Annotated in this window: 11 protein-coding genes; 10 read left to right on the top strand and 1 reads right to left on the bottom strand. The window is 40.5% G+C overall.

The features are described 5' to 3' along the window. The first annotated feature begins 79 nt into the window (after nucleotides 1-79). From MUS1_RS00055 to serA, 6 genes are all read left to right on the top strand, one after another. Nucleotides 80-1,135: a type 1 periplasmic-binding domain-containing protein gene (locus tag MUS1_RS00055; RefSeq protein ID WP_245595697.1), complete on the top strand. Its 1,056-nt coding sequence runs from the start codon at nucleotides 80-82 to the stop codon at nucleotides 1,133-1,135. Next, nucleotides 1,123-3,696, top strand: a complete 2,574-nt coding sequence (locus tag MUS1_RS00050) for a hypothetical protein (protein WP_036157349.1) — start codon at nucleotides 1,123-1,125, stop codon at nucleotides 3,694-3,696. The genes MUS1_RS00055 and MUS1_RS00050 overlap by 13 nt, the downstream gene beginning before the upstream one ends. Nucleotides 3,697-3,725: 29 nt before the next feature. After that, on the top strand, nucleotides 3,726-4,421 hold the full coding sequence (gene mtnN / locus MUS1_RS00045; protein WP_036157346.1) for a 5'-methylthioadenosine/S-adenosylhomocysteine nucleosidase: 696 nt from the start codon (nucleotides 3,726-3,728) through the stop codon (nucleotides 4,419-4,421). A gap of 45 nt (nucleotides 4,422-4,466) precedes the next feature. Next, nucleotides 4,467-5,399 carry a hypothetical protein gene (locus MUS1_RS00040; protein WP_245595696.1) on the top strand — a complete coding sequence of 311 codons (933 nt, stop codon included), beginning with the start codon at nucleotides 4,467-4,469 and terminating at the stop codon, nucleotides 5,397-5,399. A 104-nt stretch (nucleotides 5,400-5,503) separates the two neighbouring features. Continuing rightward, nucleotides 5,504-6,598: a tRNA (uridine(54)-C5)-methyltransferase TrmA gene (gene trmA / locus MUS1_RS00035; protein ID WP_036157339.1), complete on the top strand. Its 1,095-nt coding sequence runs from the start codon at nucleotides 5,504-5,506 to the stop codon at nucleotides 6,596-6,598. Nucleotides 6,599-6,788: 190 nt separating this feature from the next. After that, nucleotides 6,789-8,018 carry a phosphoglycerate dehydrogenase gene (gene serA, locus MUS1_RS00030; RefSeq protein WP_036157336.1) on the top strand — a complete coding sequence of 410 codons (1,230 nt, stop codon included), beginning with the start codon at nucleotides 6,789-6,791 and terminating at the stop codon, nucleotides 8,016-8,018. A 69-nt stretch (nucleotides 8,019-8,087) separates the two neighbouring features. Here the strand turns inward: serA and MUS1_RS00025 are convergent, their stop codons facing one another. Beyond that, on the bottom strand, nucleotides 8,088-10,061 hold the full coding sequence (locus tag MUS1_RS00025; protein WP_245595695.1) for a methyl-accepting chemotaxis protein: 1,974 nt from the start codon (nucleotides 10,059-10,061) through the stop codon (nucleotides 8,088-8,090). Between the two features lie 336 nt (nucleotides 10,062-10,397). Between MUS1_RS00025 and MUS1_RS00020 the strand changes: the two genes are divergently transcribed. From MUS1_RS00020 to MUS1_RS00005, 4 genes are all read left to right on the top strand, one after another. Next, nucleotides 10,398-11,510, top strand: coding sequence for an extracellular solute-binding protein (locus MUS1_RS00020; RefSeq protein ID WP_036157333.1), 1,113 nt, complete (start codon nucleotides 10,398-10,400; stop codon nucleotides 11,508-11,510). Nucleotides 11,511-11,587: 77 nt separating this feature from the next. Beyond that, nucleotides 11,588-12,670 (top strand): ABC transporter ATP-binding protein, encoded by a 1,083-nt coding sequence (locus MUS1_RS00015; protein ID WP_036158987.1) that lies wholly within the window; start codon nucleotides 11,588-11,590, stop codon nucleotides 12,668-12,670. Next, on the top strand, nucleotides 12,663-13,550 hold the full coding sequence (locus MUS1_RS00010) for an ABC transporter permease (RefSeq protein WP_036157329.1): 888 nt from the start codon (nucleotides 12,663-12,665) through the stop codon (nucleotides 13,548-13,550). Before MUS1_RS00015 ends, MUS1_RS00010 begins: the two co-directional genes overlap by 8 nt. Continuing rightward, on the top strand, nucleotides 13,547-14,341 hold the full coding sequence (locus tag MUS1_RS00005; RefSeq protein ID WP_036157324.1) for an ABC transporter permease: 795 nt from the start codon (nucleotides 13,547-13,549) through the stop codon (nucleotides 14,339-14,341). Before MUS1_RS00010 ends, MUS1_RS00005 begins: the two co-directional genes overlap by 4 nt. Nucleotides 14,342-14,487 lie beyond the last annotated feature (146 nt).

The following is a 14,487-nucleotide window of genomic DNA, read 5'->3' as shown; positions in this document are numbered from 1 at the left end:
TGGTTCTAATGATTTTAATCGGGTCTAGCTAATGCGAAGAGTGCGTGCTTTTATTTTGTTGATGGTTTTAGGGGGCTTTGTGCCTTCAGGGCAATCTGCGAACATCATGTTGGATGTTATGGAAAGTCGTGACTTTTATCAGGCCATACCAAAGCAAGGTCCTTTAGCTGAACAGTTTACTTCGGTGGTAAATTCTCTTCCCAAACCAATTAGTATCGCTCAGAAAGAGCAGATTCGGGTCGCCATGCTATTGTTTGGTGATGTTGACTCATTAGAAAATAAATCGCTTCTATTGTCATTCAAAAGGCGTATGCGAGAGCTGGCGATTGATTATCGATTAGATATTTATATTGATGACGCTGAATACGGTCGCAATTTAAAGCCTTTTCAAAAAATGGAAAGGGATCAACCTGATTATATTGTCATGACGAAGATGGGCGCTGTGCAACGTCGATTTTTAGAACGTTTCTTACGCTCAAATAAAAGCAAAGTGATTTTGTATGATTTTGCCTCGCCATTTATTCATTGGATACACCATCCTCCATTGATGTATATCGGTTTTGATCAAAAAAAGGCAACTAAGGCGCTCGCAAGTTATCTTGATCGTCAACTGCTACCAGGTTCAAGTATATCGGCTTTAGTGTTACCTGCTGGTTATCTTGGGCATGCTCGTTGTGATTTATTTTTAGATGAAATGATGCGTTATGGTCGGCATGTTAGCCGCATTCGAGAGGTGTCTGATAATAGGCAAGATGCATTCGATAGTGCACGCATTTTAATTAAAGAGAATCCAACCGATTTTATTTTCAGTTGTTCTCAGAATATTTCTGCTGGTGTTGTGGGTGCGTTAAAGGAAAAAAATGCAGCCCATAATGTGCAAACGAATGCTTGGGGTCTGTTTTCTGATGGGTTAGCGGAGCCAGAACAGTCACGAGTAAAAGTGAGCGTATTGTTTATGATGGATGATTTGTCTATTGCTGTGGCTGAGGCTATTAAACTGGATCTTGAAGGGAAAAATATGCCAAATCTTTATGTTGCTAATTCCAATTTAATATCCACAGAGTTAGGTTACGAAAGTGTATTTTTGATGGTAGAGCAAGCTTATCATTACTCGGTGGATTTATGGCAAAAATAACGATTAGCTTACGTCACCGTTTATGGCAGAGAGTATCACTTTTAATTGGAGTGGCTTTTTTAATTATTGGATTGACGACACTGTATTTTATTGATTCTTTGAATAAATCTGCTGCCGAAAAGAATTTAGCGTTGAGGCATCAGGTGGCCGAGCAGGCATTTAATAATTACTTGGCTCGTGCGGAAGGCGAAATTAACTTTATTGGGCAGCGCTTATCTTTTAGTCAGTATGAAGAAGGTCGTGAATTGGATTTGTTATTTAGCCATCACGAAGTATTGTTTTTTGGCGGATTAGACTTCTTTTATATTGAGTGGGGCAATGGGGAGCGATCTATGGATCCTCGAGCTCGTTTGTTTACTGAGGTTGATCTTGATTCCGTGTTGCAAAAAGGGCTGATCAATAGGTGGGTGTTTTTTGTTACACAAGATGATTCTATTCTATTGATGTATAAGAAAAAAATGATCTCAGAAGAACGAGATAATATTGGTTTTTTATATGGCTTTATTTCATTAAATGACAATTTGACATTGGCAAGCGAGTTACTTGAAAGCACACCAGTGAACGGTGTGCGTATTTATGGTAACGGGCCTAATAATATTTTGCTCGAAGAATATGAAACAGGTATCGATTTATCTAAGCAGTCATTGGTCTCTCGCTTACCTTTAAAGTTTCCAATACAGGCGGATTTAGAGTTAGAGATTATCCAAGAAAATACACCATTTTCCACGACACTAATAAATGCAATTCCTTTGCTTGTAGCAATAGGTGGTGTTTTGTTGTGTTTTCATTTTTTGCTGGTTTATTTAATCGATCAATTGGTGTTTTCTCCACTTAGGGTAATCGTTCGTTCCAGTGAAGAGTACTTTTCGCCTTTCAGTGAATTGCAGCCAATACAGTTACAAAACAGCCAATATAGAGCATTAATTGAAGCGAAAGATCATAGATTTAAACTTTTAACGGAATCCATACACAGTGCGATTATTTTCTGCAGTGAAGTAACCGAAGTGGAAATAATTAATGCGGAAGCGAAGGTACTTTTTCCGGAATCAGAGAAAGCTCGGACAGTGTTTGATTTTATGCCTATATCTTGCCATCGAGCAATTAAGGAGGCATTAAAAGGCGGTGTAGGTATTACATTCGAACTCACTATTGCGAATTTAGGGCGTATTTACAAATGGCAGGCTTATTCATTTAAGAATGAAAGCTCTTATCGTGGACTATTGTTAGTGGGTCGAAACATGACTCAAGAAACTAGTTTGTTATGGCAGCTGGAACAGCTGCAACCGTTAGCCTCATCCGCACAAAGGCAGGTAGATACTAAAGCGCTATTGAGTGAGTTTTCTTACTTATCTTCCTTACCTCAGCATATTACCACTCAGCAGTTTCAAGGTTGGATATCCTTATTAATATCTACTCTCGATGATATCAGCCAGGCAGAAACTAAAGTGTCTTATACGCCATTGGGGGAAGTGCTGTGTGAAGAGAGTGCTCGTGTTATGTCGCTAATGGGCGTTGAGGCAAATAGGGCGTTATTAGATTGCTCACTCATTGACGGTGAAGCCGTCATTGAAGTCGATGCGAGCTTTAGAAGCCTAATGCGTGTGCTGTTTATGATGGTGATGTCGAACGATATGGCTGAACGTAGGCTAACGATTCGATTTAAGCAAAATGAACTGGAATTAATCGCGACACATGATATGACGTCTCGACCATTGTTTTTCTGGATGATTAAAATGCTAATGGATCATCTTGGTGGTGAACAGAAAACATTGCGAAATAACGCCTTGAAACTTAACTTTCTGACTCAGAAAATAGAGACAGAGGCTGAATTGGTGACATTGTCTCCGGGGCGAGTTGTTGCGTGGGTGGCAAATGATTATCCCAATTCGAATGCAATTAAGTCGTCATTAATTCGGTTAGGTCTAAAAGTCGAAGAATATGTGTCGGTCGACAGCTTTTTTACTCAGTTTAATACGGTTGTAAAATTTGATGCGGTATTGATTGGATGCGATAAAGGTGTTGATGTTCAGTCTGAAATGACTGGCGCGCTGAGGCTAAAATACAACCGTGTTACGCTCCCTATTTTGTGGCTAAATAGTATACCTCTTGAAGAAGTTGACCCTCACGTTTTTACATTACATGGATGCCCATTCGATTATAATTTACATCAATCATTGGTAAAGGCTTTTGAATTGGAAGGAATCGATCCGATTCGATCTACCGATAAAGGACGTTCATGGATTATGGTTGGAGGGAGTCGTGTTGCCAAAGCCATCTGGTATACCGAATTAAATCATTATGGGTTGTCTGCGCAATGGTTAACGGATCTATCAAACTATCGTGCGGTGTTGGCCTATCATGCGGATGCGGTTGTGGTGTTATTGGAGCCTCAATCATCCGTTTTTTTGAAAACCATTCATTCTAAGTTTCCTGAAATACAGTTCTTTTCGCTACAAAGCTGGCCTGAAATGCCGGATAATGTTGTCTTGTTTGAAATGAAGAAACCCTATTCTGGTGGACAAATACGATTATTTACTCAGGGTGTCATGCAGCAAAGTTAATAATTAAGACAAATAAATAGGAGTAGAGAATGAGTGTTATTGGATTGATTGGGGCCATGGATGAAGAAGTGGCTGTTATCAAAGCATGGATGAAAGATGTCCGTGAAGAGAGTGTTGCAGGCTGCGATTTTTTTATAGGGCAATTCGAAGGCAAAGACGTTGTATTGTTGAAATCGGGAATTGGCAAAGTGAATGCTGCTGTTTCTACCACATTGCTGCTTTCTCAATTTAAACCTGAATATGTTATTAATATTGGCTCAGCTGGTGGGTTTGACCCTGATTTACAAGTAGGTGACGTAGTGATTTCTGATCAAGTGGTTCATCATGATGTTGATGTCACTGCGTTCGGTTATGTTATGGGGCAAGTGCCAAGCATGCCAGCGACTTATGCCGCAGATGAAAACCTCGTTAATCAAGCGCAACTTGCGGTGCAAGCGGTGGCAAATGTTCAGGCCAAAGTAGGCTTGATTGGAACGGGTGACAGCTTTATGAATGACCCAGTTCGAGTTGATGCTGTGCGTACGATATTTCCGTCTTTGATTGCTGTTGAAATGGAAGCGGCTGCTGTGGCTCAGGTTTGTTTTAAATTCGGCACACCTTTTGTTGTCGTTCGTTCATTATCTGATGTAGCAGGCAAAGAATCCCCTCAAAGTTTTGAAGAATACCTTAAAGTCGCTGCTGAGAACTCCTCGCTTATGATTCAGAAAATGATTAAAGGCCAATAAAAAATGTCATGGAGGAGGGGCTGTCTAGCCGTTGCTTATGTAGCGATGTCAATATGGCCCTTATGTTCTTATTCTGCAGAAGATATGAAGAGTGAGGCTCTGGAAGAGGGTGATAAAGAGCAGTCTTGGTGGCACGCGACCCATGAAACGGTCTCTAAAACTATTGGTAGCTGGTCAGGTAATATCGACACTTTTTTATCTGGGCACCCGAGTAGCATTATGTCGGAAAGCCAGGTTGAGATCCGTTTTGGCCCAATTTTCGGTGAAGAGTCCAGCTCAGGTTTTTTTGATTTAAATGCTCAGCTGAAATTGCCAAATACACAAGATCGCTTAAGACTGGTCATTGAGTCGAATGGTGATTCTTTAGTACCTGAAAGTGAGCTAGGTGAATCTTCACAAAAAAATAATGTGATTAATTCGGCTTTAAGCTCCAGCTTCTCTGCAGCGGTACGTTTTGCTCGAGCAGATATGGGTGCTGATTTTGATGCCGGTGTGCGTATCGATTTCCCTTTGGACCCTTTTTTACGTTTGCGTTTCACGCAAGGTAATGATGTAAATGTTTTGGAGTGGTGGCAAAAACAGGAGGTTTTTGCTTATTATTCTGATGGCGTTGGTGCCAGATACGGTATTGGGCTTGGTTATAAACAAAGCCCGTCGCTACAGTACAGCACTGACTTTGGCGTTACTTGGCTCGATAAAGAAGGGTTGTTCTACGTAAGAGAGAACTTTTTCATTCGCCATGCTGTTAATGAAAAAAACAGGATGAGTTATCAGTTAAGTTTTTTGCAGTCCGGAAAAAGTGACATTCAACCAGACAGTTTTTTATATAACTTTTTGTATGAACGTTTGCTTTACAAAGATTGGTTGATTGGTCAGATAAAACCACAGTTCACCCATGAAACGGAAAACGATTACGATGGTGAGGCCTCGCTTACTTTATCTATTGCGATTCTATTAGGCCCAGAGTATTTACATTAAATCAGTGCGCCAATAGATTAGTGCGATTAGATTTGTGAAGAGGGAACTCGTATAATGCCGCGCTCTAAGATTATTAGTTCCTATCGCTTCCAAGAGAATGAGTCATGAGACCGGATCAAATCCAACCAGAAATGTACGAAGAGCAACTGCAAGAAAAGCAGGCTAATTTGGCAGAATTAATGGCAACCTTGTCATTGCCTGAAATCGAGGTGTACGCAAGTGAGCCATCCCATTATCGTATGCGAGCTGAGTTTCGGATTTGGCACGATGGCGATGATTTATACTATGCAATGTTTGACTCTGCTGATCCTCGTACTCCGATCCGGACAGACCAATTTCTTGCTGCCTCACGCCTTATTAATGAACTAATGCCAAAGCTGATTGACGCAGTTCGTGATGTCCCCGTATTGCGTTACAAGCTTTTTCAAGTGGACTTCCTCACCACTACCACAGGTGAAGCGCTCATTAGTCTGCTTTATCACAAACCAATCGATGAAGAATGGAATACAGCAGCACATCTATTAGACGCCGCTTTTCCTGCTTGTCATTTTATCGGTAGAAGTCGTAAGAAGAAGCAGATTTTGACGCGTGATTTTGTAATGGAAACACTTACCGTTCACGGTGAGAAATTTCATTACCAACAGGTGGAAAATAGTTTTACTCAACCGAATGCGGGGATCAGTGAAAAAATGTTGGAATGGGCGCTTGATGTAACAAAAAATGCATCCGGTGATTTATTGGAAATGTACTGTGGTAATGGTAACTTCTCAATTCCATTAGCACGACGTTTTGAGCGAGTGGTTGCGACGGAAATTTCGAAAGTGTCCGTTAATTCTGCACAGCTTAATATTGCAATTAATGGTATGCAGAATGTTCAAGTGGTTAAAATGGCCAGTGAAGATGTATCTGCCGCACTGAACGGCGATGTTGAGCTGCCAAAAACGCTTATCCAAGCGGGTGTAAATGAATTATCCCCTTCAGTTGTTTTGGTTGATCCTCCACGTGCAGGGTTAGATGATGCAACTGTTGAACTTGTTCGAAAAATTGATTCTATTCTTTATATTTCCTGTAATCCAGAAACACTAAAATCGAATTTAGAAGCCTTATCGAGTACGCATGACGTTATTCGTTATGCCATGTTTGATCAGTTTCCTTACACGCACCACGTGGAAACCGCAGTCTATTTGACCAGAAAATGACTAGAAAAATCACGGGAACAACCACCTTCTAATTGAAAGCGTCGAAAACGTATAAAGAGAATAAGCTTTATGAGTTTTGTTCTCTTTATAATGAATGACATTCCTGTACTGATCATTAGGTTACGGATTATTCTGTGTTAACATAACCGAATCATTTCCCCCCCACCACCATAGAGAAGTCGAACGAGCCATGAGTAATAACTCACTAGACAAAGACAAAATCAAAATCTTGCTATTAGAAGGCGTTCATCAATCTGCATTGGATGCGTTGCATGAAGCCGGCTATACCAACATCGAATATCATAAAACCGCCTTGGCAGAAGATGAGCTAATCGAGAAAATTTCGGAAGCGCATTTTGTTGGTATACGATCTCGTACTCAGCTGACAGCCAAAGTATTAGAGCATGCCAATAAGTTGGTTAGCATTGGGTGTTTTTGCATTGGTACAAACCAAGTCGATCTTGATGCGGCAAGCGAGAAAGGCATTGTGGTATTTAATGCACCTTTTTCAAATACGCGCAGTGTGGCCGAACTTGTTCTTGGCCAATTGATTCTATTACTTCGTGGCATTCCTGCTAAAAATGCGGCTTGTCATCGCGGTGGTTGGATTAAGTCGGCAGTGGGTTCTTATGAAACTCGTGGTAAGCGTTTGGGTATCATAGGTTACGGTAGTATCGGAACGCAATTAAGTGTCTTGGCTGAATCTTTAGGCATGGAAGTGTGTTTTTACGATATCGTTACTAAGTTGCCATTGGGTAACGCTCGCCAAATTAAAAGTTTGAAAGAGCTTTTGTCTACTAGTGACATTATTAGTTTGCACGTGCCTGAAACTAACTCAACAAAGTTGATGATTGGTGCGAAAGAAGTGTCTCAAATGAAGAAGGGTTCTATCTTTATTAATGCTTCTCGTGGAACGGTTGCGGATTTGGATGCTGTTGCAGAAGCCATTAAATCAGGTGATTTGAGTGGTGCTGCAGTAGATGTGTTCCCAGTTGAGCCAAAAGGTAACGACGAGGAATTCGTATCACCATTGCGTGGTCTAGATAATGTGATTCTAACGCCTCATGTTGGCGGTAGCACAATGGAAGCTCAAGAAAACATCGGTGTTGAAGTGGCTGAAAAGTTAATTAAATACTCTGATGTTGGTACAACGATTGCTGCAGTTAACTTTCCTGAAGTGGCCTTACCTGCACAAGCAGATAATCATCGCATCTTGCATATTCATGAAAACCGTCCAGGCGTACTTTCTAAAATCAATGCTATCTTTTCTGAGCATAATATTAACATCACAGGTCAGTATCTTCGTACCACGGAGAAACTGGGTTACATGGTGATGGATGTGGACGCAGACGATGCAGAGCTTGCACTTGAGAAAGTAAAAGAAGTCGATGGCACAGTAAAGGCGCGTGTCTTGTTCTAAGCTTCGTATAGAGATGTTAGTGAATGAAAAATCCAGCTATGGCTGGATTTTTTTATGCTTTTGTTTTGTTTATTTCTTGATACCTAATGTTGAAGTAATGTCTTGGATCTTTTGTTTAATGTTGTCGGTAACGTTTAGCATAAAGGTTTCTGATTCATTGGCTTGTTCTCTTATTTTTATAACTGCTGCATTTAAATTACTCATACCTACCTTTTGTTCTGCTGCGTAGCCAGTTGCTTTTTTCGCAAGATAACTGGATCGTTCAGATTTTTCGAGAATGTCTTGAGCGGATTCTCCAAGTGCTGTCGTTAAGCTAATTTGTTCTGAGGACGCATTCTCAATAAGATCTAAATTCGTTTTTAGTTTGCTGGTGGCTGATGTAAGGCGTGAGAAGATTTCGGTGATTTCTTCAAGTGCTTGCTGTGTACGGCTAGAAAGTGTCCGTACTTCTGAGGCAACAACGGCAAAGCCTCGTCCATGCTCGCCAGCTCTAGCTGCTTCGATAGCGGCATTAAGTGCTAACAGATTTGTTTGCTCAGAGATGTCTTTAATACCGCTAACGATGGATGAGGCGCTCAATACAGAAGTCTCTAAGTTATCTAAGTCGCTTTTACTGCTATTGAGACGTTCAACAGTCATTTGATTAGCTAACGCCAAAGAGGTTGCTTGGTCAACGCTGTGTGTCATTGCCGTGTTTGTTTCTGCTGCGTAGCTGGCTACTTCCTGAGCTCTCACTTCTGCTTTGTTGGCGAGTGTTTCAACTTGGTTTGAGAGCTCTAAAGTAACATCAAGACCTTGCTTTGATGTCATGCTGAGTTTATGAACCTGCTCAAAAGCATTTAGCATATCGTTGAGAGAGGTTGAAATGTTCTTTAGTTCGGTGTCTTTCTGTTGGCGTTGTATTGCGATTTGCTTTAAATAAAGATTTAGATATCGAGCAACATCAGACAGTTCGTTTTTATTTTTACTAACAACGAGAGCGTTTATGTCTTGATGCTCGACTAAGTTTCTAACGGCAGAGTATAAATCTCTAGCACTTTTTACCACGACTTTATTCTGAAATATATGTACAGAAATGGTGGTTAATACCATCAAAATAACGAAGCCTGAGAAGACAAAAAGAGTTTGCTGTTGCGTTGCCTTGGCGCTGTCTTGAATATTTTTGGTGCCTGTTTTTAGAATTGCTTCCAATTGACTTATCTGTGAACGTATTTTTTCCTGTGCAGCGAAAGCCTGCTGTATATTGATAAGGCTAGAGTCGACATCTTTCAAATATCGACTCGACCAAGTGTGTAATTCACTTTTGGTTTCTTCTAGAGGATCAATATCTTCTTGAGTCTCTTCTTCAGAGCTCCACCCCATTAATGATGATAAATCGTTAGCGCTATTTGTTTTCTCATCCTCATTTAGTATTAATACAGGAAGGAGGTTTAGGTTTTTTATATGAGACTGAAAAAGCTCAATACTTTGTTTCAAGCGCTGATAGTTTTCTTGTGTGTTGTTTGTTAAATAGTCGTTTTTAGCACTATTTACGTGTGCTATATCAGCATATAAAAGTCCCTGAATAGCAATATAGGGCATTGTTGAAGTTAGGTCATTTTTCGATTGAAATAATTGAACCTTATCCGCAAGCGTATCGAGAGACAATAGGGTTTGTCGTTCATTATTTTCTATTAGTGCGAAAGGGCTGCCTGATAATTTTCCTGCTGCTCTTATATCAGATCGGAGGCTTCTTTCAATCAAAGCGAGCTGCGCCGCAATGGGTTCTTGAATGTCGTTAGGTAAGGTATTGAGAGTTGGGTGAATGCTTTCCTGTATGAATTTTTCCGTTGCTTGTAAGCTTGATGCGTCACCAGAAGATAGATAACTTTCGATTTGTTGTTTTAAGTCGATTGATGAATATTCCCAGACAAGCGTGTAGGTATCGTTTTGTTCAAATGCACTACGGAATTTCATTAAGCTCCATAAAAGTAGCACAATCAACATGGTTGCAATGATGAGATAACTGGCCGTGGTGGTGCGGGTAACATGGGAAATCTTCAATTAAAAAACCTACCTTTTTTCAGGGTATTTGTTTACAGCGACTATTAAAGAGGATTACCTTAATACAATAAGGTTACAAAAAAGTGACATAAATTAGATCGTTGGAAATAGTGCTGATTTGATAACCAGGGAGGTTTTGTTGTCTAATAACAACATTATTCATGTGTAGTTGTCGGTTTTAATATTTATAAAAAACTGCCACAGTCACTTTTTTGTCATTATTTTGTCATAGAGTAAAAACATATTAAGTGAGTGCTTAGTAGAAACGTTTTTTAGGCATAAAGCCGTTGAGATAAAAAAATCGCAAACAACCATATAAATTAAAGGAGTTAAGAAATGACCCTTTCACGACGTCAATTTGTTAAAGGTGCTTCTGCAGCAGGTGCTGTTGCAGCAACGCCATTCGCAATGAATAGAGCCGTTGCGGCTAATAAAGAGTTACGTATTTATGCGTGGGCCGGTTACATTACAGATGAAATGTTGTCAGACTTTAAAGCGAAAACAGGTATAAATGCTACCTTTACGCCATACGGTACAAATGATGAGTTATTAAACTCTCTACGTGCGACCGATGGAACGGGTTTTGACATTATCATGCCAACCGTTGACCGTGTGCCTGGTTATGTGGACTATGATCTAGTTCAGCCACTTGACGTAAAACGCGTTAATTGGAGTGGTTGTTTAGACAGCGCTCTAGCAGGTTCAGATGTTGGTGGCATAGTAAACGGAAAACGTTACTTTGCACCATCAGATTGGGGAACAGAGGCCATTGCTTACCATAAGCAAGACGCAAGTGTTGACCCAAGTAATTTGAGTTACGGAGATCTTTGGAAACCAGAAAATGCGGGCGGTGTTACGGTTCGTGGCCATTCTGCATTAGTCGGTATTGGTTTATGGTTAGAAAAAGCGGGTAAATTACCTTACCCATTGCTTGAATCATATAAGAATGAAAAAGCAATGCGTGCGAACTTTGATGTGATTTTGAAAGTCGCATCAGAGCACAAAAGTTCACTTGCTCAATTCTGGTCAACTGAAAATGAAGCACAAGGCGCGTTTCGTGCAAATGGTGCCGTTATTGGTCAAACATGGGATAGCACAGCGTTTAAACTGCAATCTGAAGGCGAACCTATTGCTTACGGTGCACCAAAAGAAGGTGCGTTGGCTTGGATGGAAGGTTTTGTTATTCCTAAAAATGCCAATAACATTGATTCGGTTTATGAGTTCATTAACTGGTATTACACGCCAGAAGCTGGCGCAATGTTCGTAAAAGCGACCGGTTATAACTCAACGGCAAAAGGTGCTGATGCACTATTGCCAGAAGCAACTAAACAGTTCTTCCAAGACTCTTATAGCAAAGAAGATCTTGCCAACCTTTGGTGGTGGCCAATTCAAGAACCTTGGTATGTTGCATTACGTAACGAATATCAAGATCGTTACTTGTCTGCATAAGGCCTAGTAAAGCCCCTTGTGAGATTTACTCACAAGGGGCTTTCTTGTATCTAGAAAAAATAATCAGCGAGAGAGATATGGATAGTAGTGTTCATTTAGATAACACAGTAATGCAATTTGGTGACTTTACAGCAATACAAAAAACAGATTTGAAAATTGAATCTGGTGAGTTTTTTAGTTTTCTAGGACCTTCTGGTTGCGGAAAAACCACGATTTTGAACATGATCAGTGGTTTTTTAGATCCAACCCAGGGAGACGTGAAAATTGGCGGGCAAAGCATGAAAGGCGTTCCTGCTAACAAACGTCCTACGTCGATGATTTTTCAAAACCTCGCACTTTTTCCTCTTATGACAGTGGCTGAAAATATTGAATTTGGCCTAGAGGTTCGCGGTGTTTCGAAAAGTGAGCGCAAGAAAGCGTCGGATAGGTTGCTTGAACTTGTAGCGTTAGAAGACAGCGGTACAAAGAAAATTTCAGAATTGTCTGGTGGGCAGAAACAACGTATTGCCATTGCTCGAGCATTGGCGGTTGAACCACAAGTGTTATTACTTGATGAGCCATTATCTGCGTTGGATTTGAAATTACGTCAACATATGCGAACTGAGTTAAAAGAAATTCAGCGTAAAACGGGCATTACTTTTATCTATATTACTCATGATCAAGGCGAAGCTTTGACTATGTCGGATAGAGTTGCCGTTATGTCTGCTGGTCGGATTCAGCAAGTTGCAGATCCGATTACACTTTATCGTGATCCTCAGACTCCTTTTGTCGCTTCGTTTGTTGGTGAAAATAATGGAATTCGAGGGAAAGTGTTAGCGGCAGATTCTAACCTTGTTGTTTTGGATTGTGGTCCTTTAGGTAAACTGGCTGGTCGTTCTCAAGGTAGCTTGGCGGTTGGAAGTGATGCGACGCTGTTTATTCGTCCAGAGCATTTTAGACTTCAATCTGAAGGTGGTATGCATACATTGCAGGCGACTATTGATGAAGTAAACTTTGAAGGTGCTTATTTAACCTTGAATGCAAATACTCCTACAAATCAGGCTTTGTCTATCCAGCTTGGAACGCATCAATTTTCTGACTCGTTGAAAAAAGGCGCGCCAGTTAGTCTTTCTTATAACGAGCTAGATGCTATTGTTATCGCTGGAGAGGGCCATGTTTAAGCAGCTTAAGTCACGCTTTGGTAGTGGGTTGGCCGTTGGCATTGTAGGTATGGTTGGGGTTTGGTTGATAGCCTTGGTTATTTTGCCACAGATCTTAATGATCGATTATTCACTTCGTCCGAATTTATTACCTGCGGATATAGGTGGGCCAAAAGATACGTTTTCTTTGGTTAACTATGAGACGTTATTTAACAACAAGATACATTTATCCATCTTCTTCAAAACCCTTTGGTCGAGTGTTCTAGTAACGGCATTGACATTATTGGTTAGCTACCCTATTGCGTTTTATCTGGCGAAAGTGGCAACGCCACAAAAAGCAGCTTTATGCTTGTTGTTGTTAATTATTCCTTTTTGGATTAATGAGATTCTACGCACCTTCTCTTGGTATATTATTTTGGCTTACAAAGGGCCATTAAACGCTTTGCTGTTAGGTTTGGGGTTTATTGATCGTCCAATTCGATTCTTATCGGGTGATGGTGGTGTGTTAGTCGGTATGGTATACGCCTATATTCTTTTTATGATATTTCCAATTTATAACGCCATTGAAAGTTTAGATACAAATCAGATTAAAGCGGCTCGCAACTTAGGTGCTGGTTGGATTAGAACTCATTGGCGAGTTGTTATTCCTCATGCTAAACCTGGTATCGCGACAGGTTGTATTATGACTTTCATGTTGGCAGCGGGTAGCTATGCGGTTCCTGCATTGTTGGGTTCTCCAGGAAGTCGATGGTTCACTCAGATTATTTATAATTGGTTTTTTGAAGGCGGTAACTGGAACCAAGGAGCGGCTTACGCATTTTTACTTTTGGTTATGTGTATTGGTTTTATTGCTTTGGTAATGCGTGTCTTTAAAGTTGGGTTGGGGGATATTGCAAAATGAAGTCTGAAACCATTATGCGATTCGGTGTGCGTTTTTATATCGGCATCTTCTTCTTATACCTATTTACGCCACTTATTATCATGGGATTGGCGACGTTCAATGACAGTCGTTTTCCTACTGTATCGCCATGGAAAGGTGCAACACTCAAGTGGTTTGAAGCGCTAGCTCAAGATGGTGCGATGTGGGATGCGTTATGGACAAGTATTATTGTGGCCGCTGGCGTGTTAATCGTTGCCGTTCCAATTGGTATTTGTTGTGCCTTATTGCTATCTACTTACCAAGGGAAAGGTAAAACATTCATCTATACCTTGATGATGTCTCCGTTGCTTACACCGGGCGTTATTGTGGGTATTTCTACCTTGATTTTTTGGCGTAGTTTGTCTGTAAGTGGTGGTGTGTTTTTGACTGTTGTTGCTCAAACAACGTTTATTACTGCTTATGTCATGCTTATGGTGTTGGCTCGATTGCAGCGCTTTGATCGGACTTTAGAAAATGCAGCGTTAAGCCTTGGTGCAACACAGTGGCAAGCATTTCGTCGTATTCTGCTTCCGTATTTAAAGCCTGCTATTATTTCGGCCGCTGCCATTGCTTTCTTACAATCGTTTGAAAACTACAACACAACTTTGTTTGTGAAAGGTTATGACACAACATTAACTGTTTATATCGCTTCAAAAGTGCGAACGGGTTTGACGCCTGCCGTTAATGCACTTGGGTTGGTTATGATCTCAGTGACTATTTTGATTGCGATTGTTTATGAAATTAAACGGCGCAGAGAGTTAGCTGCAAAATAGAATATCTATACGGTTATTTTCAAAGCCCATTTTCCAATAGGAAAATGGGCTTTTTTATGTCCGTCAGAACCATTGTTGATTGTTATCTGACCTATTTTAGGTTGTTTTGATGCTTTATTGGCCAGAAAGTGTTTTTTTATCATTTA

The sequence above is a fragment of the Marinomonas ushuaiensis DSM 15871 genome (genome assembly GCF_000521805.1).
GTDB classification, from domain to species: Bacteria; Pseudomonadota; Gammaproteobacteria; order Pseudomonadales; family Marinomonadaceae; genus Marinomonas; species Marinomonas ushuaiensis.
The sequence above is the reverse complement of the archived record's forward strand: the minus strand, read 5'-3'. Positions and strand labels throughout refer to the sequence as shown.